Genomic DNA, 23,703 nt, shown 5'->3' on the forward strand with positions numbered 1-23,703 from the left:
ATGTTTAAACTGTGTATCTATGTTCCCGAGACACATCTGGAACCGCTGAAAGACGCTATTTTCGACGGCGGTGCGGGCCGTATTGGCGACTACGATCGCTGTTGCTGGCAGGTGCTTGGCACCGGCCAGTTTCGCCCGCTCGACGATAGCCAGCCGTTTATTGGCCAGCGCGGGCAGGTGGAGCAGGTGGCGGAGTACCGCGTGGAAACCGTGTGTGCGGATGATGTGGTCGATGAGGTGCTCGCGGCCATGCGCCGCGCGCACCCCTATGAAGAGGTCGCGTTTGACCTCTGGCGACTGGATGACCGCTGTGGCTGAGCGTCTCTTATGAGGCGCCTGTCTTTTGCCGGTCCCGCCACGCGTCACGCTCAGATGCATTGATCGCGATATAAAAAATGCGCCAGACCTTTTATCCTCCTGCGGCTTGTAGAGTTCCTTTTTTGCTCCCTCACTTCTTGTCTAAATCTCCCTTTCGATCTCTCTTTCGATCTTTCATCTGACGCTCTCTACATCCCCCCGGATAGCGGCGCAACCAGTTGTGACGTGGGGCGCAGCGCACTTTTTTGGATCGCTTCCCGTTTGTTGTGCAGAGGTTTTTGCGACCGACTTGCGACCACAATCCCAATTTTGGTCATGGACTAATTGGTCATTCGAATCTGGATGGTAATGGGGCGTTGCGTGCACAACACTTGGGCGGTTCACCGTGATAGCAAATTCGAATAATGGATAAAAACCACGAACGGAGAATTCATCATGCAGAAGTTCAAACTGCTTGCTTCCCTCCTGTTGTTCTTTTCTTTTTCAGCGAACCAAGTTGTAGCCACGCCAGCAAAAGCCACCGCCGCAGGTGACAGTATCACCATGGGGTTTGCCGCCGACTGTACCGGTAATACGTTTTTTACCGGCGGCTTCTTTTGTCTTCTGGGTGGAGACCAGCCCGAACACAGCTGGTTTGACGGCTGGGATGCCAGCGTCAACAGTGTCCACGACAAGTACAAGGCGCTAGATCCGGGTGTAGCCGCCAACAAAGGTGCCGCACGTTCCGGTGCGGAAATGCGAGGAGGCGGTGATAGCTTCAGTGTTCAGGCAGATCGGATTCTTGCCGAGACCTCGATCGCCGATCACGTAGAGGTTGTGCTGGGCGGCAATGATATCTGTAATCGCGACTGTGTCGATGGCGCTAACTGTGGGGACCCGCTGTACACCGACGCGCAATGGCGCGGTGCTGTCCGCGCCGGCATGGACAAGCTGGTGAATGGGCTTCCGACAGGCTCTACGGTTGTGCTTGGTTCTGTGCCGCGCATCCAGGACCTGCGTGCGGCAGGCCTTGCCAAACAGTCCGGCAACTGGCGGGTAAATTGTGAAAGCGCCTGGTCGACCTTCGGTATATGCCGAATCGCCACCGATGGCGGTACGATGAATGGTGAGAACTTCGCAACTCGTCATGCGGGCATTACCGCGGCGCAGAAACGGTATAACGAAATTCTGCAGGAAGAAGCCAGCGCCTATAACGGCACCAACGGCATCGAAGTCGTCGCAGAGTATGCCGGGGAGTCGCAGCCCAGCACCGGTACTTTCCAGTTCGGTAAAAATGATATTGATGGTGGGGACTGCTTCCACCCGAGTGTTGCCGGACAAAATACCGTCGCCGACCTGATGTGGAATGGTAACCCGGACAAATAAGGCCAAACCTTCCGAGACGTAAACGGTGAACGGGCGGGCTCAGGCAGTACCCGCCCTCGTGCACCTACTCTGAAAGGTTACGCGCCGTCATCTTTATCGTCATCGTCATCGTCATCGGTGTCCGGATCTGAATCTTCTTCTCCGTCTTCCCGGTCTCCTGCGCCATCCCCCTCACCGGCAGCCTCGTTGTCATTGTCATTGCTATTGCTGCCCGAGCTGTTGCTATTCTCCGGTGCGCTATCCAGGTCGTCGAAGTAACCGGATTCTGCGACGGTATATTGCAGGCGCTGGGGCAAACCGTTGCGCATAAAGGTTACGTCTGTCACTTCACCGCTCACCAGTGCGTCCCACAAGGGGTTCTGGCCGCTGTGAACCCATTCGTCGTTCACGCGCAACACGACATCGCCTTCTTCGAGTCCCAGCGCGGCAAAAAACTCGCTGTCTGCAATACCTTCCAGGCGCAGTAACTTGTAGCCATCAACTTCGTGTTCGGCGAGGACAAATTTTTTTGCCAGCTCCTCGCGCTCGAGCAGCTGTTGGCGCAGCCACTCTTGCCCCAATGGCAAGACGCCATCTGGTGGGATAAGTTTGCGGGTCTCACCGTCAGGTTGCTCAATACGCTGCATGGTTGCGGCGTCGCGTGGAGTCCGACTGGTTAACGGGGGTAGGTCAGTAGACTCGCTGATTGCACCGCGCAGGTTTAGCCGCTCGATAACACCATGATTATTCAGTATCACATGATCTTTATGGATATAGGTAAGCTGCACGCCCTGCAGTAGTGATGCTCCCGTGGAAAATCGTACTGCCTCCATATCTTCTACCGCAATCAGTGCGCTGGAGTTCTCTGCAGCGGTGGAAAGACTGGTGCCTTCGAGGCGCAAGGGTAACTGCGTGTGCTGAACGCGCGCTTCACCACCTGCGGAATATCTGTCGGCTTGTGGATGAATACTGCCAGAGGCGATCCCAATGCGCCGCAGTTCCCGTTCAACCCACATCGCATAATGCTCATAAGACTTGGGGCCGCGGGTATACAGGCCATTGATCAGAACGACCGGGACATTACCAAAGCCCTGGTCTTTCGCGAGCGCAAGATCAGACTCCACCTGCGCAGACACTGCCGGCTCCCGCATGCACGTTGCTAAATCTTCCGCTCTCAGAGAAAGCTGTTTTGCCAATAGTGGATAGGTTTCACGATCGAGATGGCGCGCTCGCGCATAGAGCCCGTCAGCATAAGCCCAGGGCGAGCCCTGTCTGGCGGCACAACGTGCGGCACGGGCCGCGTTGTGGCCCTCGCGGTGGAAGTGCATGGGGTAATCGATATATCGCAGTGACACCCAGCCCGGGTAGGCATCCAAGAGTGCCAGCAGTTGGGGGTGAACCTGTGCGCAATGTACCGACTGGTAGGAGCAGAAAACCGTAAGTGCCACGGGTGCCTGAGGATTTCCCCGTACGGGACGCTCCCCGGCATTCACTTCGATGCGCGGCGGCTCGGGATAATCCAGTAGCCATTCGACGTCGCCGCCAATTTGGGCCTGCCTGGCATTAACCATCCGAGTCAACTGGGTAAAACGCATTTCATATTCGGAAAGAAGCAGGTCGTAATGCTGTATCTGGATGGCGGTATCCACTTCACGCAGGTAAATAGGTTGGCCACCTACGGTCGCAACGACCAATTCAGTTTGTGCAGCAGATGAGGTGTTGCTTGTTGGTGTTTCGTCGCTACAGGCGCAGAGTGATAGCGACAGTAATGCAAGGAGAGCGAACTTTACGGACAACCAGAAATTCTTCAGGAGTAGGTCTTTCATCGCACTTGGCTCTTTATCGTTCTTGTGCAACCGAGTTTAAACCACTGCATCGGAATCGCTCCAAGTGGGCCCCGTGAAAGTTGTGCACCGTGACACAAATTTAAAGACCTTCAGGCGCCACTGGGTTACAGTAATCCGGATACCTATAACAAATATGCGGGGCCGTATATTTGCTGGTTTGCTGATAGATTCTCAGCACTGGCCCGGTCCTGTTGCAAAACCATTCATAGCAAAACCATTCATAGCAAATACATACCATGCTGCAAAATTGCCGTTTTCCCGGTGTTCGCGCCGTTCTCTCGATTGTTCTTCCGATTGCTCTTCCGCTAGCCTGCTCGGTTTTCCTCAGCGCGTGCGCCCCAGAACCTAAGGTGCAGGAGACCGTAAGTAATGGACAACTCAATCGACAGTCCTATATCAGCGAGGTGGATGGGTCAGAACGTGAGTATTTTGTCTATCTGCCACAGGGTTACGAGACTTCGCCAACTCAGCGGTGGCCATTAATGTTGTTCCTGCATGGCAACGGCGAGCGTGGCGATGGCAAGCAGGATCTGGATTTCGTGCTTACCCATGGCCCCCTGTACGAGGTCTGGGCACAGAAAAGAGATTTACCCTTCATTATCGTCGCTCCCCAGTTGCACATGTTCGGTATGGATCGGAAGTTTGCCTACATTGCCAACCGCAGCCGCGACTCGATACCGGCGCGATTGGAGCAAGGTACTCCGGAGCGGACGTATTTTTCACCACAGGGTGAAATGCAACCTGGCGATATGGTTGATGAGTGGGGGCAGGTGGCGCCGCTACTGCCAGATGGCTGGGAGCGGGTCGAGCAGGATCTGTTGAATATATTGCAGCACACTACCGAGCGCTTGCGGGTGGATCAGAGTCGGATCTATCTCACTGGAATCAGTTACGGTGGCTTCGGTACCTGGTATATGGCGAGTCGGCACCCGCAGACATTTGCCGCGATTGCGCCGGTGGTAGGCTGGGGGCATCCGGATTTTATGCCGCCGATCGCCGAGGCCTCATTGCCGGTGTGGGCGTTTGCGGGTGGCCGCGATACCGCGGTACAGAAGTCCCATTTCTTTGGCGGCATCAACAAGCTGGAGCAGGAAAGCGACGCTGAAGTGCGCTTTACTATCCACGAAGATATGGCCCACGACGTGTGGCGTCGGGTTTACGAGGGGCAGGATATTTACGACTGGCTGTTAAAGCAGCGCCGGCAGCAGGAGTAAGTCCTGGGCCGGCGTTCGTTACAGCTTGCGTTCGATGATGCCGCGGTGCAGGCCGTAGCTTCCTTTTTCGCGGTCACTGAAGTAATGCTTCAGTGTCTGTGTCATCACAGGAAAGGCCATTTCCCGCCAGGGGATGTCCTTTTCGTCAAACAATTCCACTTCCAGGGATTCCGGCCCGGGGCCGAAGTTGGTGTCGGTCAGTTCACCGCGGTACAGCAGGTAAACCTGGTTGATATGCGGGATGTCGTAGACCGAGAAGAGCTCGTCCACGCGGATACTGGCACGTGCTTCTTCCCATGATTCGCGCAGCGCACCCTGTTCGCTGGTCTCACCGTTTTCCATAAAACCGGCCGGCAGGGTCCACAGTCCGTGGCGCGGCTCGATGGCGCGCTTGCACAACAGCACCTGCTCGCCGAGGTAAGGCAAGACGCCAACAATTACCCGTGGGTTCACATAGTGAATGGCGCCGCAATCGTGGCACAGGTGCCGCGGGCGATCATCCCCCACGGGAATTTCAAATACAACGGAGTGGCCACAGTGGCTGCAAAATTTCATGGCGCAAGTATACGCGGAGCACAGAGTGACGTCAGCTCCTTCAGGTGCTCTCGTACCCTGTGCGGTAGGAGCGTTACATTAAAAATCGATCGGATCGCGCTTAATCGGGCAGGTCATGCAATGTCCGCCACCACGCCCCCGGCCAAGCTCCGCCCCAACAATTGTTACTACTTCAATACCTTCTTTGCGCAATTGGGTATTGGTATAGGTGTTGCGATCGTAAGCAAACACCACGCCCGGCTTGGCTGCGACAAGATTGTTGCCACTGTCCCACTGCTGTCGCTCCGAGGCGTAGTGGTCTCCCCCGGTCTCCACCACGCGGAGCTTTTTCAAGTGCAAGGCTCTAGCGACTACATCCACGAATGGCTTGTTTTCCAGAGTGATATGTAGATTTTTTCCCTTGTCATTTGGACGCAACACCAATGTATGTACCTGATTCATAATCTCAGGATACAGTGTGACCACATCGCGGTCGGCGAATGTGAAGACAGTATCAAGATGCATTGCTGAGCGGAGCTTGGGCATGGCTGCGACAATCACTTGCTCCGCTGCGCCTTTTTCAAACAATGCGGTTGCCAGCTGCGAGATGCCCTGGCGAGATGTGCGCTCGCTCATGCCGATAAGCACAACACCGTTACCTACGGGCATGACATCGCCACCCTCCACGGTCGCGAGTCCAAAATTCGTATCCGGGTCTCCCCACCAGATTTCAAAGGTCTCCTTGGTAAACATTGGGTGGAATTTGTATATGGCGGTGGTTAGAAAGGTTTCTTCTTTGCGCGCAGGCCAGTACAGAGGGTTAAGGGTAACCCCGCCGTATAACCAGCATGTGGTATCGCGTGTGTAGAGCGTATTCGGGAGCGGTGGTAGCAGGTATTCAGTCGCTCCGTGGGCCTCGCGGGCAAGCTCCATAAAATCGGACTTGGAAAATCCGTCCGGCAAATCAATCACCGAGAGACCACCAATAAGGTATTCCGCGAGTTCACGCGGCTCGAGGCTTTCGAGGTAGCTCCGCGTATCTTCCATCATACCCAAGCCCACATTATTTGGGGTGACCTTGCGATCAAGCAACCACTTACGCGCTGCCGGTATAGCGACGGTCTCGGCAAGCAGGTTGTGCATTTCGACCACGTCGATGTCGAAGTCGCGCATCTTGGTCATGAAGTCAAAATGATCGCGCTTCGCATTTTGCACCCACAAGACATCGTCAAATAACAGATCGTCGCAGTTGGTCGGGGTCAAGCGGGTGTGTGCGAGGCTGGGTGCACATACCATTACCTTGCGCAGTTTGCCTACCTCTGAGTGTACCCCGAGGGTAGCGTCGGGTTTTGCCTTGGAACTGGCCATGAGCGTTCTCTCTCTACAAGACGATGGCACCGGTTATCAGTGAGTAGATGCCAACGATGGCGCCGATGAGGATCAGGGAAAAAAGCAGAATTTCTTTACCGGTAAATATCCGCAGATTTACCTCTCGCCGGGCAAAGATAAAAAGTAATGTGCCTGGGGCAAAGAGAATGCACGACAGCAAGGCATACTCCAGTCCACCAGCGAGAAGCATAAAAAAGGTATACAGAGTAGCGAGAATGCCAACAATCAATTCACGCCTGCGTGCCCCCGATGGGTCGGCCTCGTAGGTCTCGCCGGTCAACGCCAGCTTTAGTCCGTAGCCTGCAACCAGTAGATAGGGAATTAAGGTCATGGAGCTGGTCAGCTCCAGTGTCAGGTCAAAAGCGTACTGGGCGAAAATGGTAAGGATCAGGAAAAGTTGCACCAGAGAGTTGGTTAACCACAGTGCGGTAGACGGCACACCATTTTCGTTTTCGTAGCCAAAGGCTTTTGGCACCAGATCGTATTTTGATGCGGTGAACAGTGCCTCAGCACAGAGCAATGTCCACGCAAGGTAGGCACCAAGTACTGAGATAATCAGTCCTGCACTTACAAAGACTGCGCCCCATGTGCCAACCACCGCTTGTAATACACCGGCCATGGACGGTTGGCGCAACTCTGCGATTTCGGGTCTAAGCATCACGCCATAAGGCAGCAAGGTGACGAGGATCATGAGGCAGAGCACGCCGAGAAAACCCATTACCGTGGCCCATCCCACATCCGCACGATTCTTTGCGTAGCGTGAGAATACACTGGCGCCTTCGACACCGATAAAGACAAATACCGTAACGAGCATGGTCTGGCGAACCTGCGCCAGAACATCATTCATGTTATAGCTGCCACCGCCCCAGAAATTATCGATAAACAAGTCTTTCTTGAACGCCGCGGCCACAATAATAATGAACAAAATGATCGGGATTATCTTGGCTACGGTGACGATCTTGTTAATCGCCGCGGCCTGTTTGACCCCGCGTAAAATCATGAAGTGAATGGACCAAAGAATGATTGAGGAGATGGCGACCGCTGGAATCGTGTTGCCCTCGCCAAAGGCCGGGATGGCTGCGCCCAGTGTGGACTTTATAAGTACGAAATAGGTGGTGTTGCCAAGGCAGCTGCCGGCCCAAAAGCCGAATGCCGCCATAAAACCGATATAGTCACCGAAGCCATCTTTCGCGTAAGTGAATATACCGGCATCGAGTTCGGGCTTACGTATAGCCAGAGTCTGAAAAACAAAAGCCAGCATTAACATACCAGTGCCGGCGATACCCCAGGCGATCAGCGCACCGAAAGGCCCGGTTGCATTGGCGAATGTCGCGGGAAGGGAAAAAATGCCGGCCCCAACCATTGAGCCGACCACCATTCCCATCATGGTCGTGCGCGTCAAATTCTGTTGGGTCTCTGCACTCATATTGACTTTCAGTCGATTGATCGATGTTTTCAGTCTAGTTGTCAGAGGAAAGATGGCGTGTGCATCATCGATGCGATTTGCTATGAATTTGTCCCTGGATATATCGATTTATTCAAGCCCCATCAAGCCATCAATGACAAATGAGGTGGTTGATCTTTTTGGGGTGTATTCTGTCGCTCTCAGGTGACTCTGTAGTTCGCCATTTTTTTATTGAGACATCAGATGGCCAGAGATACAGTCGTAATCTGGATATCCTCACGTCACGGACCTTTGCCCCTCCACATCCGCTTCCCTTTTTGACACCCTTTTTTTCTTTATGCGTTACCCGCGGGAGTGCGCCATCTATAGTTGAAAAATGAGTTTTGGTGCAATTTGTGTCGTGTGTTGCTGATGTCCAAGTTCTTTTTCCTGTCTCTGCTGGCCAGCGCCTCCCTGTTATTGGGTGTTTCCGCTTGTTCGAAGAAGGAGGAAGAAGCCGCTCCCAAGGCGCCGCCGGTGGAGGTGCTTGCCGTGCGCAAGCATCAGGTCGTACCCCGCTATGAATATGTTGGGCGGGTAGAGGCCACCGACGAATTTAAGGTGCGGCCTCGTGTCGAGGGCTACATCGAAAGCCGCGACTTTGTGGAAGGGCAGTTGGTGCAAAAGGGCGAGCTGCTGTATCAGATCGACCCCAAACCCTATATCGCGGCACTGGATAACCAGCGAGCGAACCTCGCCCAGGCGCGTTCCGCGTTGCGCGTGTCTGAGCGCAACTATCGTCGGGGGCTGCAATTGGTGAAAACCGGTGCCATCAGTCAGGTGCAGATGGACGAACTCACCGGCAACTTTGAGGCCGCCGAATCCACGGTGGCCGCCGCTCAAGCGGACCTGGAGGCTGCACAACTCAATCTTTCCTACACCCAGATTCGCGCGCCCTTGACGGGGCTGATTGGCCGCTCGGAGTTCACTGAGGGCTCGCTGGTGGGGCCCGCCACCGACCCCCTTACTTCAATTGTGCGCATGGACCCGATTTACGTCACCTTTGAGGTGCCGGAAAACCGCCTGTTTGCGGTGCAGGAGGAGCAGGAGCGTCGCCGTCAGACGGGTGAGAGACCGGTCGAACGGGAAATTCAGATCAAGCAGCCCGACAGCAAGTTTTACCCCTATCCCGGCATCATTGTGTTTGTCGACAATCAGATCGACCAGGCTACGGGTTCTGCCTTGGTGCGCGCCCGATTCCCCAACCCCGAGCGTCTGCTGGTGCAGGGACAATTTGCTCGGGTGGTGATCAGCGTGTTCGCCGGGGCCGATGCCATCAAGCCACTGGTACCGCAAGCCGCGGTTCTGGAAGACATGCAGGGACGGTTTGTCTACGTCGTGGACGACAACAATATCGCGCACAAACGCTACCTTGATCTTGGGCAGCGTGAAAATGAACTGTGGGCGGTGGAAAAGGGGCTCAAGGCTGGCGAGCGGGTGATTGTGAATGGTTTGCAGAGGGTGAGTCCCGACAAACCGGTCACCCCACAAAATACCGCACTTGATCCGTATAAAGATCTCAAGACAGAGAAACCACCGCAAGTGGAAAGCCCACTCGACCAGATTCGTTCGGGCGATATCCCACCTGAAGAGCGGCGCGATGGCGGCGCTCGTGAGGGTGCGGATATCGAGCTGTTACAGGAGGAGATGCGTCGCGGTGCCGAGGGCGAGAGCAGGGAAAAATCCAAAGACCCCGATGCCTATTTTGATGGCAAGTGAATGTCGACCATGGGAGAGTGAATAGCAACAACGTGAACAGGGAAAGCGCTTGTGATTAGCGCGACGTTTATCCGCCGTCCACGCTTCGCGCTGGTGATCTCTATTCTGATCTCCCTGGCGGGGATACTTTCGTTACCTCTGCTTCCTATTGCCCAGTACCCGGAAATTTCTCCACCCACGGTGGTAGTGACCGCCAACTACGCTGGTGCCAGCGCCGAAGTCATGCGCGATAGCGTCGCCATTCCCATCGAGTCTCAGGTCAATGGGGTGGAGGGCATGACCTACATGACCTCCACCAGTAGTAATGACGGCACCTACAGTTTGACGGTGACGTTTGAGAGTGGCTATGACGGGGACATTGCTCAGGTAAATGTGCAGAATCGGGTACAGCAGGCGACGCCCAGTCTGCCCGCAGAGGTGAACCGCAGTGGGGTCACCGTCGAGAAGCAGTCCAATACCATTTTGCTAGTGGTTAACCTCTTGTCCGAGGAAGGGGAGTTCGACTCTCTATTCCTGTCCAATTACGCAGAAATATTTATCCGTGATGAATTAACACGGATCGAAGGTGTAAGTAGTGTCGATATTCTGGGCTCCCTGCAATACGCCATGCGTCTGTGGCTCAACCCGGATAAAATGGCAGCGCTGGATGTGACCGCGAATGATGTCATTGCCGCGGTAGAAGCACAGAACCTGCAGGTGGCGGCCGGTAAAATTGGTGCACCACCCATCCGTTCGGATCAGCAATTCCAATACAACATCCTCGCCGAAGGGCGCCTCGTCGACCCGGAGGAGTTCGAAAATATCAGCCTCCGCTCCTCTCCCGAAGGTGGCATCGTGCGCATGATGGATATCGCACGGGTTGAGCTTGGCAGTGCCAGTTACAGTGCGTTTGGTGAACTGGACGGCAAGCCGTCCGCGGTGATCGCGGTTTACCAGCTACCCGATGCCAACGCCATGGATGTGGCGACCAATATCCGCGCGAAAGTAGCAGAGCTTTCCGAGCGCTTTCCCGATGGTCTGCAGTCGAAGATCATTTACGATACCACCACATTTGTTAGTGAGTCGATTAAGGAAGTGGTCATCACATTGGTTGTCGCGCTGCTGCTGGTAATCATTGTGGTCTTCGTGTTTTTGCAGGACTGGCGTGCAACCTTGATTCCCGCCGTGGCCATTCCGGTATCGCTGGTGGGCACTTTTGCGGTGATGCTTGCACTGGGTATGAGCATCAATACGGTGACGCTGTTTGCATTGATTCTCGCCATCGGCATTGTGGTGGACGATGCGATCATTGTGGTGGAAAACACCCAGCGATTAATGGGTGAGGGGCTCGCACCGAAAGACGCGGCGATGGAGTCTATGCGCGAGGTGACCGGCCCGGTGATTGCCACTACCGCGGTGTTGTTTGCGGTGTTTGTACCGGTGATGTTGATGCCCGGGCTGACGGGGAAAATGTATCAGCAGTTTGCAATCACTATTGCCATTTCGGTATTTATTTCCAGTGTGAATGCACTGACCCTCAGCCCCGCGTTGAGCGCGATCTTACTGCGCCCGCCTAAAGGCGGAGGGGAGCATGGCGAGAAAAACCACGGCATCTTTGGCATCTTCAATCGATTTCTACATGGCTCGACCAACCTGTATGTAAAAATTGTTCGCTTCTGCGTGCGCAGGCCACTGGTCGGGCTCGGCACAATTTTCGGCCTGAGCGCCTTTTGTTTCTGGCTATTTTCCGCAGTGCCCACCGCCTTTATCCCTGACGAAGATCAGGGCTATTTCATGATGAACGTGCAGTTGCCCGACGGCGCTTCACTGGAACGAACTGCGCCGGTGGTGAGGAAATTGAGTGAGGATGTTCGCAAGCTCGATGGCGTCGCGCATGTCATGGCGGTACCCGGGTACAGCCTGTTGTCCAATAGTCTCGCGTCCAACACCGCATTTATGATCGTGATCCTGCACCCCTGGGACGAGCGCGAGGCACCGGAGTTAAATCAGTTTGTGATTCTCGATAAGGTGCAGAAAATGGGCGCCGAGGTGCCCGAAGCACAGGTTCAGGCCTTTCCCGTGCCTGCACTGCCGGGGCTGGGCACCATCGGTGGGTTTGAATTCGTGCTGGAGGACTTGCAGGGGCGAGATATTCAAGAACTGGCCGGGGTGCTTTATGCCGTGTTGGGCGAGGCGAATCAACGCACGGAGATTGCGCAGGCATTCACCACCTACCAGGCGGCCTCACCACAGCTCGAGCTCGAAGTCGACAAAGATAAGGCGCACATTCTCGGACTGCGGCTGTCCGATGTGTATCTCACCTTGCAAACCTATCTGGGTAGTTATTACATCAATGACTTTAACCGCTACGGCAAGGTGTTTCAGGTGCTTGCGCAGGCCGATGCGCAATTTCGCGATAGTGAGGACGATCTTACCGGGTTCTTTGTGCGTGCCAATAGTGGAGGGCTGGTTCCCGTCAGTTCGGTTGCCGAAGTGGCACCTGTGGTCGCCCCACAGACGGTACAGCGCTACAACATGTACAACAGTGTCACCATCAATGGTGGGCCGGCGCCAGGTTATTCCAGTGGCGAAGCCATGAATGCCATGGAGGAAATCGGCAAGCAGCTGCCGGATGGCTACGCCTACGAGTGGACCGGTCAGAGTCTGGAGGAAATCAGCGCAGGCAATCTGGCGCCGATTCTGTTTTCGCTGGCGGTGCTGTTTGCCTATCTGTTTCTGGTGGCCCAGTACGAGAGCTGGAGTATCCCGATTGCGGTACTGTTGGCAATTCCCGTGGCGATCTCCGGCGGCCTGTTTGCCAATTTTATCATGGGGCACAACAACGACCTTTACACGCAGATTGGTCTGGTGCTGTTGATCGGTATTTCAGCCAAGACCGCGATCTTGATGGTGGAATTCGCCGCGGTGCAGCGTGCCTCCGGCAAAAGTATCGAAGAGTCGGCATTGGAAGCCACGCGCCTGCGTTTCCGCGCGGTATTGATGACGGCTCTGGCATTTGTACTGGGGATCTTCCCGCTAGTGATTGCCACCGGGGCGGGTGCGGCAAGCCGTGTGTCCCTCGGGCTTGCGGTATTCGGCGGTATGCTTGCCGCGAGTATTGTTTCTACCTTCCTGGTGCCGATTTATTTCGCGCTGGTGCAGTCTGTGCGGGAAAAGTTAACCGGCCACACGGGGGCTGTTGATCAGGGCGAACGCAAAGATTCTGCGACCTGAGCGGGTGTAGCGCGGCGCAGTAACGCGTATAGTGTGGGAAGAGCGGAAAGCAGGAGTACGCCGGTACGGCGAAAATCGTACGAGCATGTTGGACCTTATCGAAAAGCGTTTCGCTGAAATCAAAGATGAGCTGCACGCCCAGGTGCCGAGCGGCTCCAACCTGCATGGTCATGCAGCCGTGTTACTCGCGCTGACCGATGAAAAAGACCCTCAGGTCATTTTAACCCTCCGCTCTCAGCATCTATCGAGCCATTCTGGGGAAGTGTCGCTTCCCGGTGGGCGTTGGGATGATACCGACCCATCCCTGGAATACACCGCACTGCGCGAGACGCACGAAGAAATCGGCCTGCCTGCCGATCAGGTTCGTGTGCTCGGCCCGTTGTGGACCCGCACTACCCGCTGGCAGGTGGAGGTCACGCCGTGGCTCGGTATTGTGCCCGCCGATGCATCCTTGACGCCAAACCCGGGTGAGCTGGATGCGATTTTCCGGGTTCCCCTGTCCTGGTTCTTCGATGATCCGCGTATCCGTACCGACCGTATTACGATCGATAAGCGCCGTATCTACTTGCCCGCCTACAAATACCGAGGCTATGAAATCTGGGGGTTCACCGCCGGGGTTCTGACGGAATTCCTGGTGCGCGTACTGGATGCGCCCATTGGGCGCCGCGATGACGTGCCCGTCCGGGCCCTCGGCGAGAACGAAGATTCGTAGTAGGGTAATCCCCAACTTCGTACGGGTTGATTGGGTATACTGCGCGCCTGATTTACCGAGATTGACCATGCCCAGACCCAAGTCCGCGGTCGCTCTGGAAGATGTCCATTGGAGCGCCCTGAAAACACTATTTCCCTACCTGTTAGAGTTCAAACGCCCGGTCATTCTGGCGCTTTTGTGCCTGGTGGGCGCCAAGGCCGCCAGTGTCGGCCTGCCTTTCCTGTTGAAGCATATTGTTGACGACCTGGACCAGTCCGGGGGCGTAGCCGCGGCGATTGCCCTGCCATTGGGGTTATTGCTTGCCTACGGATTTGTCCGTTTTTCATCGGTTTTGTTCGGTGAACTGCGCGACACCATATTCGGCCGTGTTACCGAACGCGCGCAGCGTCGCGTCGGGCTCGAAGTGTTCCAGCACCTGCACAAGCTCGATCTGGATTACCACCTCAATCGCCGCACCGGCGGCCTGTCGCGGGATATCGAGCGGGGTAATTCCGGCATTGGATTCCTGATGCGCTTTATGGTGTTCAACATCGTTCCTACGCTGGTAGAAATCCTGATGGTGGTGGGCCTGCTGTGGTGGAACTACAACGCCAGTTTTGCCCTGTTGGTGCTGGGGGCTGTCGTTGCCTACATCAGCTTTTCTGTGGTCGCCACCGAGTGGCGGACACGCTTCGTGCGCGAATTAAACCAGGCGGAATCCCAGAGCAGCAGCCGCGCGGTAGACAGTCTGCTGAATTACGAAACGGTGAAATACTTCGGCAATGAGCGACACGAGGCGCAACATTACGACCACGAGCTGGCCGCGTGGGAGCAGGCGCGGCGCAAGAACCGCCTGTCGCTGTTTGGGCTGAATGCCGGCCAGGCGTTTATCACCGCAGCAGCCATGTGCGGTGCCATGGTGATGGCGGCGGTCAATGTCACCAAAGGCACCATGACCATTGGTGATTTTGTCCTGATCAACGCCATCATGATGCAGATCTTTATTCCATTGAATTTTCTCGGCTTTGTGTACCGGGAGATGAAGGGCGCCCTGGCCAATATCGAAAAGATGTTCTCCATCCTCGACGTCAAACCGGCAATTGAAGATGTGCCGTCGGCCGCGAACCTCGACGTACCGCAGGGCGGTATTGAATTCCGCGATGTGCGTTTTGGCTATGGTGCCGATCGGGAAATTCTCAAAGGGGTCAGCTTCCGTGTCGCGCCCAGAGAAAAGGTAGCCATCGTGGGCGCCAGTGGCGCGGGTAAATCGACCCTGTTCAAGCTGCTGTTCCGGTTCTATGACGTCACCGGCGGCAGTATCCTCGTGGATGGACAGGATATTCGCGAGGTAAGCCAGGACACCCTGCGTGGAGCCATCGGCGTTGTGCCTCAGGATACGGTGCTGTTCAATCAGTCCATCCATGAAAACGTACGCTACGGGCGAGTGGACGCCAGTGATGAGGAGGTGGCAGACGCTATCCGTCACGCACAGCTGGAAGACTTTATCCGTCAGTTACCGGAGGGTACAAATACGGTAGTGGGGGAGCGCGGTTTAAAACTCTCCGGAGGAGAAAAACAGCGCGTGGCTATTGCCCGGGCAATCCTCAAGCACCCACCGATTATGGTGTTTGATGAGGCGACCTCCAGCCTGGATAGCCATTCCGAGCAAGGCATCCTGCGCGCGTTACAGGAAATTTCCCAGGAGCAGACCACGCTGGTTATCGCTCACCGGTTGTCCACCGTGGTGGATGCGGATCAGATTCTGGTGATGGATCAGGGGCGCGTGGTAGAACAGGGCAATCATCAGCAGCTGATCGAGGTCGATGGTCACTATGCGGCCCTGTGGCGCATGCAACAACAGGAGCGTGCCCGCGAACAGGGTGCTGAGGCCGCGCCCACCTCACCCTGACAAATCGCTGTCCATTTCTTGGCGTGAATTGTTTTTTCTGTGAGCTGTTCACGCCACGTAAATTTCTTAATTTGCCCATAATTGCAGTCGAATATCCGGTGCCACAGGGGAGCCTCTGGCACTGTGGACATCTTCAGACGCCATATTTAATGTGGCGCGCACAAATAACGAAAACCCTTGGGCGTGAATCTGCATGAAACCTGTACTCTTTGCTGCGTCGGCACTGGCGCTTGTTCTTGCTACCGGCTGTTCCTCCGGTGATAAATCCTCCTCCACCTCGAAGCCGGATGCGCCTGCAGAAACGACGGCGCAACAGGCTGTGGACCCAGAGCAGCAAGCCGTGGAGCCCGCCACTGGCCCGCAGGCTGGCGGTATCGCCGAAGGGGTGGATCCCGCCCGTTTCAATATTTATGCGCCGGTGGAACTCAATGCCGACCTGTCCGCCCTGTCGGACAACCAGCGCCAGCTGATTGGCAAGTTGATCGATGCGAGCAAGATCATGGATCAGTTGTTCTGGTTGCAGTCTTACGGCCCTGCACAGGAGCTACTGAGCGGTATTGATGACAGTGCCGCGCGAAAATTCGCTGAAATCAATTACGGCCCATGGGATCGCCTGAACGACAACAAGCCCTTTATCGCCGGCTATGGCGACAAACCGCTGGGCGCCGAGTTCTACCCGGAAGATATGACCAAGCAGGAATTTGATGCATGGCAGCAGCCGGGTAAAGATGGCCTTTACTCACTGGTGCGCCGCGATGAAAGCGACAACCTGACCCTGATTCCGTACCACGAAGCCTACAAGGCGGAACTGGAAAAGGCGGCGGCGCTGTTGCGTGAAGCAGCCGCGCTGGCGCAGGATGCCGAGTTTGCCGGTTACCTGAAATTACGCGCCGATGCGCTGCTAGATGACCAGTTCCGCGAAAGTGATATGGCGTGGATGGACATGAAAAAGAACCGCATCGACGTGGTGATCGGGCCCATCGAAAACTACGAAGATCAGTTGTTCGCTTACCGCACCGCCTACTCCTCCTATGTTTTGCTGAAAGATATGCAGTGGAGCGAAAAGCTGGCGAAGTTTGCCGCGTTCCTGCCCGAACTGCAGCGCGGTTTACCGGTAGATGACAAGTACAAGTCAGAAACCCCGGGAACCGATTCCGACCTGAATGCCTACGACGTCTTGTACTACGCAGGCGATAGTAATGCCGGCTCCAAGACCATTGCCATCAACCTGCCAAACGACGAAGAAGTACAGCTTAAAAAGGGCACCCGTCGCTTGCAGTTGAAAAACGCCATGCGCGCTAAGTTCGATCAGATCCTGATTCCGATTGGTGGCGTTCTGATCGCCGAAGATCAGCGCAAGCACATCACCTTTGATGCATTCTTCGCCAATACCATGTTCCACGAAGTGGCACACGGTCTCGGTATCAAGAAGACGGTCACCGACGGCGCCAATGTCCGCCAGGCCCTGAAGGAAACATCCTCTGCGCTGGAAGAAGGCAAGGCTGATATTCTCGGCCTGTACATGATTACCGAGCTGCACGGTAAAGGTGAGCTGGAAGACGGCGCGCTGATGGATAACTACGTGACTTTCCTCGCCGGTATTTTCCGCAGTGTGCGCTTCGGCGCGGCCAGTGCACACGGTAAAGCGAATATGATGCGCTTCAACTTCTTCAAACAGGAAGGTGCCTTTACCCGCGACGAAGCAACTGGCCTGTACAGCGTGGACTTCGAAAAAATGCAGGATGCCATGGCGAAGCTATCCAACCTGATCCTGACCATCCAGGGCGACGGAGACTACGAGAAGTCCAAAGCCCTGCTGGAGGAAATGGGCGTGGTTGGTGCCGAGCTCCAGTCCGATCTGGATCGATTGAAAGCGGCAAACATCCCTGTGGATGTGACCTTTATTCAGGGTAAGGAAATTCTCGGTATTCAGTAAGTCGGAAGCTTCTGAGCTTCTGTAAATCTCTACTAAAGAGCCCGAATAAAAAGCCCCGCCAAGAGCGGGGCTTTTTATTTTCCGGCAGAGGCATCACTTAGTGGGCGCTGTCGCCAGATACTCCGGGCGATCCCGATACATCCAGATTCGTGCCCTGGCTGCGAAATATGAGTTCAGGTATTACGCCGATTTCCAGCTGCACGGGTCTTTCGGCCAGTTCCCCCATGCGTTGCTGTAAAGCATCGGCAAATTCCTGTGTGATCACCTCTGCGCCATCCACCACATCCACCCGGATCACAATGCTGTCCTCGTCAAAGCGCGTGGTGATGCTGGTAAAGCGAATCTCAGTATCTGTACCGATAATCGCGTGGCCTTCGGAGATCAGTGAACGCTGGACCATATTGCGCACGAGTAATTCTTCCAGACCGTGCGTAAGAGAAGGGACCACAACTAGAAGGCTGACAAAGGTGCCAGCAAGTGCGGCTATCGCTTTCGGTTGCTTGCGAAAATACTGCAGGAAAAAAACCGCCGTTGCCGCAAAGGCGATTCCCACCAAGTTGGTCAAAAACAGGATGAACGGGCGCTTGGCACTCAGGTAGTCCCACGCCACGCCCACCTCGATACTGGCTTCGTTGTCCAGTGCCAGGGCAATACCCACCGTGCAAAGGGGCGGAACCAGAGCCACGGCAATGGCGATTCCCGCCAGAGTCGCAGAGGTGCTCGGGCGGGTGAGTGTATAGGCCGCCGCCGCACCTGCGGCAATGGCTACGTCGAGGTCGAGCATACTGGGGCGCATGCGTGCCACTATCTCCGGGCCCGCCATTTGATAGCCGATGGCGTGGGTTGTCAGGTATGCGATCACGATACACAGCAGGCTCCCGGAAATCGCAATCAACGCCGAGCGCAGCATAAGGTGCCCATCCCAGGAAACCACTCCGAAGGCGAGGGAGATAATCGGTGCCATCAATGGAGCCACGAGCATTGCGCCGATAATCACCGCTGCACTGTCGGCGAGTAAACCAAGGGTCGCGATGACCGTTGATGCGGTCATCATCAGATAGAAGCTAAGGGATGGCACCGAGCCTGGAATGATGAGGTCGTGTGCTGCTGCCAACGGCAAGGGTTTTTCGATATAGCGTCGCCAGTCAGCGTGGGGCTTTTCCTCCGGTTCTGCCATGAAATGGTCCAGCGTGAATTTGGCTCGATGTTTTTCTTGGTTGCATGCCTTTGCCGAGTACCCAGCGATATACAGTTGTGGGATTCGACGGCCATGGGGTACTGAAATCAGTATATGCGGCCTGCGCCAAGGTGCATTGATCAGGCGTGGGAATTGCTCGCTTATTTTCATGCCGATTGAATGCGTCAAAGTGTGTCGGCATATCCACTTTTCTTGAACACTCGAGTGCCAGTCGCCCTCGCGCTAGCGGCGCCTGACCGCCGGTACTCTACAATCTCAGGGGCGCCTCCCGAGAGCGTTTACCAGTGCGTGTGAAAAGGATAGAGAAATAATTTAAGTGCAATCGTGTGATTAAGAGTTCTTGCGCAACCTCTTCAGTGGTGCATTTTTCGGGAAAAACATAATTTCTCTGCGCCAACGGTTGAGTCGGCAGAAGAGGGTTTTCGATGGGATTCAAGCTCGACCACTGGGACTACCTGAACGTCCTGGTCATTATTGGCGCCTGCCTGTGCATTCTCGTGATTTTGCTGTGGATTGCCGGGCTGCCCGGTCGTATTGCTATTGCTCGCAAGCACCCGGATGCGGAACCGGTGCGCATAATGGGGTATGCGGGGTTCCTCGCTGTGGTGCCGTGGATCAACGCATTTATCTGGGCTTCAAGCGCACCGATACCATTGATATCCGCCGTCTGGCTGACGTTTTTTAAATTCAAATGGATGAAGTTCAATATCGCCCGGGGCATTGTGTCTCTGTCGGTTGGTCTGCATCTGTTGCTGATTTTTTAATCTCCCAGCGTTTTATTACCCCATATTCGACCAATGCGCGAATGATCCAGTACACCATTCAGCTGACCCCGCGCTTGAACGAGCCTACGCTGGTGACTGATGTATTGGTGGAGTCAAATGTATTGGTCAAAAAGGGGCAGCCTCTGTTCCAATTTGACCGCCGCCCTTATGAATACAAGGTGCGGGAATATGAAGCGGAACTGGCGAAGGCCAAACAAAATGTAAAAGTGCTGGAAGCAGATATTCAGCTGGCGTCGCAGAAAGTTGTGCAGAAAGAGGTCGAGCTGGTGCGCACGCTGGAGGTATTACTCGGGCGTTACCCGGCCGCGGAACTCCGTAGTGCAGAGAAATATCCACCGTTGCTGCCGCCAGTATCGGCGGGGTTACCGGTGACCCTGTTGGAACGCCGCCCGGACATTATTGCTGCGGAATATCTGGTTCTGGCAGCATTTCGCAAGGAAGAGTCCGCGCGCCTGGCGCTGTTGCCAGATTTTTCCATCGAGCTTACTGCGGAGCGCCTTGGTGATCACCTGTTGAAAATCCTCCGCTTGAGTCCTTACTGGGCATCTGCGGAGGTCGGTGCAACCATCCCGATATATGAAGAGGGTGCTCTGTGCGCCTACGTACGGATCGCCACTGCGCAGCAGGCGCAGGCGGTGGCCAATTATGGCAGCGTGGTATTGAACGCTTTCCGTGAAGTGGAAATGCTACTGGAGAGTGAATCCCTGTTGGCCAGCGAGCTGTATTACGCACAGCGTGCGTTGCAGGATCGTACCCGTGCAGTAGAAATCGCGATCGAGCAGTATCGTGCGGGTAAGCGGGATTTATTGTGGGTGGGTGAGCTTCAGGCCGAGCAGTTGCTGGTTGAGTCAAATGTAATTCGTTTGCGCAATGCACGTGTTGCCAATCGTATTCGATTGCATCTGGCATTGGGTGGTGGATTCGAAGCGGTCGCACTGGCAGCGCCAGATCCAGGAGGCAGTAAATAAGCCGCCGACCCCATGTGCTCGCAACGGCGCTGATACTGGCGGTTACCACGTTTCTGTTTCACGCCGCGGTATTGCTTGAATTTACCCATCACATGTCGGGGGCACACCAATGGTTTACCGAGCTCCTGGGCACCCGCACCTCTGCCATTTCTTTGCCCGTATCTGGGGCTTCTTGTCGGTTCCGAATCTGACTAGTCTTCTCCGCACCGAAATCATAGACTGCCGGTATGGGGTTTAATTAGTGAGCATACTGTGCAGCCAGATCCGGTCATTTGTAACCGCGCGCGTCTCGCGCGCGACAAGCGCTTCGATGGGCGTTTCTTCACGGCGGTGAAGACCACCGGTATTTTTTGCCGCCCGATCTGTCCGGCCCGCCCACCGCTGGAGAAGAACGTCGAATACTTCAACACCGCAGCGGAGGCCACCGCGGCGGGCTATCGTCCATGTCTGCGTTGTCGGCCGGACGCGGCTCCTGGCAGCGCCGCCTGGGGGCTGGTCTCCACCACGGTGCGACGCGCCTTGGCCCTGATGCGTGCGGAACGCGAAGCGCAGTCCATTGAGCAGCTCGCCGAACGCTTGGGTATCTCTAGCCGTTACCTGCGCAAACTTTTCGCCGAACATATTGGCTTGAGCCCCCTGCAGGTATGGCAGACGGAGCGCGCGTTGTTTGCGTTCGGGCTGCTGCGTGACACCCACCTGCCGGTGGCCGATGTTGCCTTTGCCTCCGGCTTCAATAGCCTGCGTCGCTTCAATGGGGTGTTTAAATCCATTTATCACCGGACGCCCAGCGAAGTTCGTCGAGAATCCGTCAAGTGCGCCAAGCAGCCGGATTCTGGCAATGGAGTGCAGATTTATCTGAGCTATCGCCCCCCCTTCGACTGGCCGGCGCTGCTGGCCTTTTTTGCTGCACGGGCGCTGCCCGGTGTGGAGCAGGTGATAACGGCAGAGGATCCGGAGCAGGGGGAATACCTGCGCAGTTTCGAGCTGCACGGTCAGCGCGGTGTATTGCGCGTTGCGCACGAGCCTGAGAAATGTCGCCTGCGGGTGAGTGTCTTTGGCAGTGAAGGTTGTGGTGCGGTGCTATACCCGCTGCGGGAAAAGTTGCGGCGACTGTTCGATCTGGATGCCGACATCGAGGAAATCCGCGAGCACTTGCAGGCGGATCCGCTGTTACAGCAGGTGTTGCGCGCGACTCCGGGCGTGCGTTTACCCGGCGCCTGGGACCCGTTTGAATACACTGTGCGGGCCATTCTCGGTCAGCAGATCTCCGTTGCCGCCGCGACCACCATTGCCGGGCGTGTGGCCAGGGGGTATGGCGAGGCGTTTAGCGGCCCAGATGGTGAGCAACTGCTGTTTCCCAGCGCAGAACAGCTGCGCGATGCCGATTTCTCCGATATCGGGGTGACCCGTACCCGCGCTGCCACATTGCGCAGTTTTGTGGCGGCCACACTGGCAGGCGAAGTCGACTTTGATGAGCCGGAGCTGGAGGCGTTTTGCAAGCAGATGACCGCACTGCCCGGCATCGGGGACTGGACCGCGCACTACACGGCGATGCGTGGCCTTTCAATGCCGGATGCCTTCCCCGCGTCGGATCTGGGAATTTTGATCGCGCTGGGCGATGGTGAGAAAAAGGCGGCCCCCAAGCAGGCCCAGGCGCGGGCTGAGTCCTGGCGTCCTTGGCGCGCTTATGGGGCGCTGTTGCTGTGGCAATCCCTCAAACTGAAGACCAAAGAGAGCTCCTCAACATGATCAGGTATGAAATCTATCCCAGCGCTTTTGGCGAGCTCGGTATTGCGGCGAACGAAGCGGGGCTTGTGGGTATTGATCTGCAGGCTGGCAAGCGGCCCTTGCCGGTGCGGGAAGACTGGCTGCGCGAGGCGATGCCGCATACGGATTTGGCGTTTGAGCAGCTCGAGGCGTACTTCGCGAGGGAGTTGCAGGCCTTCGACCTACCATTGGGTGCCGCCGGCACACCGTTTCAGCACTCCGTATGGCAGGCACTGTGCGCGATCCCCTTTGGCGAGACCTGCAGTTACCGTGAGTTGGCCGAGGCGATTGGCAACCCCAAAGCGGTGCGCGCGGTGGCCCGGGCCAACGGCGCCAACCCGCTGTCCATTGTGGTGCCCTGCCACCGCGTGATCGGTGCCGACGGGTCGCTGACCGGGTACGCGGGCGGTATCGAGATGAAGGCGCGGCTGTTGGCGCTTGAAGGGGTTCTGATTGGCTGATTTGTCTGGCTGGTCACGGGCTGCTGGGGTGCCTTGAGGGTGGCAATCCAGCCCGGCGGGCGGGATAATACGCGGCTATTTTCAACGACGTATCACTGATTGCCGGAGGTCGCATGCTGTACAGATTGGGCGATAAACAGCCACAGCTGGAGGGCGAGGGCCATTACGTCGCGCCCGGTGCGCGGGTAATCGGCAATGTGCTGATGATGCCCCACAGTTCGGTGTGGTTTAACGCGGTGGTCCGTGGTGATAATGACCTGATCACCATTGGTGAGCGGGCCAACATTCAGGACGGCTCTGTGCTGCACACGGATCCGGGCAAGCCGCTGACCATCGGTACCGGTGTGACCGTGGGTCACAAGGTGACCCTGCACGGGTGCGAGATAGGTGAATATTCCCTGGTGGGGATGAACGCGGTGGTGTTGAATGGGGCCAAGATTGGGCGCTGTTGCATCATTGGGGCGAATGCGCTGGTGACGGAAAATATGGAGATTCCAGATTTTTCGCTGGTGCTGGGTAGCCCTGCCAAGGTGGTGAAAACGTTGGACAAGTCGACGTTTGAGTTGCTGAAATTGAGTAGTGATGTGTATGTGGCGAATGGCCAGCGCTTTGCGGAAGAGCTGGTTGAGGTCTGAGTCATGGCGGAAAGTGACTGGAGCCGCGTGAAGGATAAAGAGCCGGAGCCGATGTTTGAGTTTCCAGTGAAGTCTCCGTGCGTTTCCGTGTGTGCGTTGAACAGTGAGGACATCTGTGAGGGGTGTTTTCGTTCCGGTTCGGAGATCAGCCAGTGGGGGAAGATGAACAACGCCCAGAAGCGCGAGGTGCTGAGCAAGTGCCAAGAGCGGGCGGTTGAGATGAAGCGGGTTTGGTGGACTGATTAGTACTATTTTTGGGGCAGCGGGCCGCCGGGTGGAGCTTTTCAGGACCGCTGTAAACCCATCCCTGGGCGCTGCGGCGCAAACATCC

Annotated in this window: 19 protein-coding genes; 14 read left to right on the forward strand and 5 right to left on the reverse strand. The window is 56.0% G+C overall.

Annotation, left to right across the window (positions count from 1 at the left end; genetic code table 11):
- Positions 1-318, forward strand: coding sequence for a Nif3-like dinuclear metal center hexameric protein (locus LCM31_RS14410; RefSeq protein ID WP_224871205.1), 318 nt, complete (start codon positions 1-3; stop codon positions 316-318).
- 435 nt (positions 319-753) lie between these two features.
- Positions 754-1,683 carry an SGNH/GDSL hydrolase family protein gene (locus LCM31_RS14415; RefSeq protein WP_224871207.1) on the forward strand — a complete coding sequence of 310 codons (930 nt, stop codon included), beginning with the start codon at positions 754-756 and terminating at the stop codon, positions 1,681-1,683.
- Positions 1,684-1,760: 77 nt separating this feature from the next.
- On the opposite strand, the gene LCM31_RS14420 is transcribed toward LCM31_RS14415, so the two are convergent.
- On the reverse strand, positions 1,761-3,488 hold the full coding sequence (locus tag LCM31_RS14420; RefSeq protein WP_224871209.1) for a thioredoxin domain-containing protein: 1,728 nt from the start codon (positions 3,486-3,488) through the stop codon (positions 1,761-1,763).
- A gap of 371 nt (positions 3,489-3,859) precedes the next feature.
- Here LCM31_RS14420 and LCM31_RS14425 point away from each other — a divergent pair, with 371 nt between their 5' ends.
- On the forward strand, positions 3,860-4,723 hold the full coding sequence (locus tag LCM31_RS14425; protein WP_224871211.1) for a carboxylesterase family protein: 864 nt from the start codon (positions 3,860-3,862) through the stop codon (positions 4,721-4,723).
- Positions 4,724-4,741: 18 nt separating this feature from the next.
- On the opposite strand, the gene LCM31_RS14430 is transcribed toward LCM31_RS14425, so the two are convergent.
- The 3 genes from LCM31_RS14430 to LCM31_RS14440 all read right to left on the reverse strand — a co-directional run bounded on the left by LCM31_RS14430 (position 4,742) and on the right by LCM31_RS14440 (position 8,072).
- The gene (locus LCM31_RS14430) at positions 4,742-5,278 is read right to left on the reverse strand and encodes an NUDIX hydrolase (protein WP_224871213.1); all 537 of its coding nucleotides are present in this window, start codon (positions 5,276-5,278) and stop codon (positions 4,742-4,744) included.
- Positions 5,279-5,356: 78 nt separating this feature from the next.
- Positions 5,357-6,625, reverse strand: coding sequence for an arginine deiminase (gene arcA, locus LCM31_RS14435; RefSeq protein ID WP_224871215.1), 1,269 nt, complete (start codon positions 6,623-6,625; stop codon positions 5,357-5,359).
- A gap of 13 nt (positions 6,626-6,638) precedes the next feature.
- Entirely contained in the window at positions 6,639-8,072 is a 1,434-nt protein-coding gene (locus LCM31_RS14440) for a basic amino acid/polyamine antiporter (protein WP_224871217.1), read from the reverse strand.
- A 390-nt stretch (positions 8,073-8,462) separates the two neighbouring features.
- Between LCM31_RS14440 and LCM31_RS14445 the strand changes: the two genes are divergently transcribed.
- The 5 genes from LCM31_RS14445 (at position 8,463) to LCM31_RS14465 (ending at position 17,558) form a co-directional block, all read left to right on the forward strand.
- On the forward strand, positions 8,463-9,809 hold the full coding sequence (locus LCM31_RS14445) for an efflux RND transporter periplasmic adaptor subunit (RefSeq protein ID WP_224871220.1): 1,347 nt from the start codon (positions 8,463-8,465) through the stop codon (positions 9,807-9,809).
- Positions 9,810-9,860: 51 nt separating this feature from the next.
- On the forward strand, positions 9,861-13,022 hold the full coding sequence (locus tag LCM31_RS14450; protein WP_224871221.1) for an efflux RND transporter permease subunit: 3,162 nt from the start codon (positions 9,861-9,863) through the stop codon (positions 13,020-13,022).
- 85 nt (positions 13,023-13,107) lie between these two features.
- Positions 13,108-13,734 (forward strand): NUDIX hydrolase, encoded by a 627-nt coding sequence (locus LCM31_RS14455; RefSeq protein ID WP_224871222.1) that lies wholly within the window; start codon positions 13,108-13,110, stop codon positions 13,732-13,734.
- Positions 13,735-13,801: 67 nt separating this feature from the next.
- Entirely contained in the window at positions 13,802-15,622 is a 1,821-nt protein-coding gene (locus tag LCM31_RS14460; protein WP_224871223.1) for an ABCB family ABC transporter ATP-binding protein/permease, read from the forward strand.
- Positions 15,623-15,815: 193 nt separating this feature from the next.
- Positions 15,816-17,558 carry a dipeptidyl-peptidase 3 family protein gene (locus LCM31_RS14465; RefSeq protein WP_224871224.1) on the forward strand — a complete coding sequence of 581 codons (1,743 nt, stop codon included), beginning with the start codon at positions 15,816-15,818 and terminating at the stop codon, positions 17,556-17,558.
- Between the two features lie 97 nt (positions 17,559-17,655).
- Here the strand turns inward: LCM31_RS14465 and LCM31_RS14470 are convergent, their stop codons facing one another.
- Positions 17,656-18,735, reverse strand: a complete 1,080-nt coding sequence (locus LCM31_RS14470; protein WP_224871225.1) for a DUF389 domain-containing protein — start codon at positions 18,733-18,735, stop codon at positions 17,656-17,658.
- 446 nt (positions 18,736-19,181) lie between these two features.
- Between LCM31_RS14470 and LCM31_RS14475 the strand changes: the two genes are divergently transcribed.
- The 6 genes from LCM31_RS14475 to LCM31_RS14500 all read left to right on the forward strand — a co-directional run bounded on the left by LCM31_RS14475 (position 19,182) and on the right by LCM31_RS14500 (position 23,618).
- Positions 19,182-19,520 (forward strand): hypothetical protein, encoded by a 339-nt coding sequence (locus LCM31_RS14475; RefSeq protein ID WP_224871226.1) that lies wholly within the window; start codon positions 19,182-19,184, stop codon positions 19,518-19,520.
- A gap of 41 nt (positions 19,521-19,561) precedes the next feature.
- Positions 19,562-20,509 (forward strand): TolC family protein, encoded by a 948-nt coding sequence (locus LCM31_RS14480; protein WP_224871227.1) that lies wholly within the window; start codon positions 19,562-19,564, stop codon positions 20,507-20,509.
- Between the two features lie 252 nt (positions 20,510-20,761).
- Positions 20,762-22,258: an AlkA N-terminal domain-containing protein gene (locus LCM31_RS14485; protein ID WP_224871228.1), complete on the forward strand. Its 1,497-nt coding sequence runs from the start codon at positions 20,762-20,764 to the stop codon at positions 22,256-22,258.
- Positions 22,255-22,737 (forward strand): methylated-DNA--[protein]-cysteine S-methyltransferase, encoded by a 483-nt coding sequence (locus tag LCM31_RS14490; RefSeq protein WP_224871229.1) that lies wholly within the window; start codon positions 22,255-22,257, stop codon positions 22,735-22,737. Before LCM31_RS14485 ends, LCM31_RS14490 begins: the two co-directional genes overlap by 4 nt.
- Before the next feature lie 113 nt (positions 22,738-22,850).
- Positions 22,851-23,372 carry a gamma carbonic anhydrase family protein gene (locus LCM31_RS14495; RefSeq protein WP_224871230.1) on the forward strand — a complete coding sequence of 174 codons (522 nt, stop codon included), beginning with the start codon at positions 22,851-22,853 and terminating at the stop codon, positions 23,370-23,372.
- Between the two features lie 51 nt (positions 23,373-23,423).
- Positions 23,424-23,618: a DUF1289 domain-containing protein gene (locus tag LCM31_RS14500; RefSeq protein WP_224871373.1), complete on the forward strand. Its 195-nt coding sequence runs from the start codon at positions 23,424-23,426 to the stop codon at positions 23,616-23,618.
- The last annotated feature ends 85 nt before the right edge of the window (positions 23,619-23,703 follow it).

Source organism: Microbulbifer agarilyticus (assembly GCF_020171345.1).
Classification (GTDB): Bacteria; Pseudomonadota; Gammaproteobacteria; order Pseudomonadales; family Cellvibrionaceae; genus Microbulbifer; species Microbulbifer agarilyticus_D.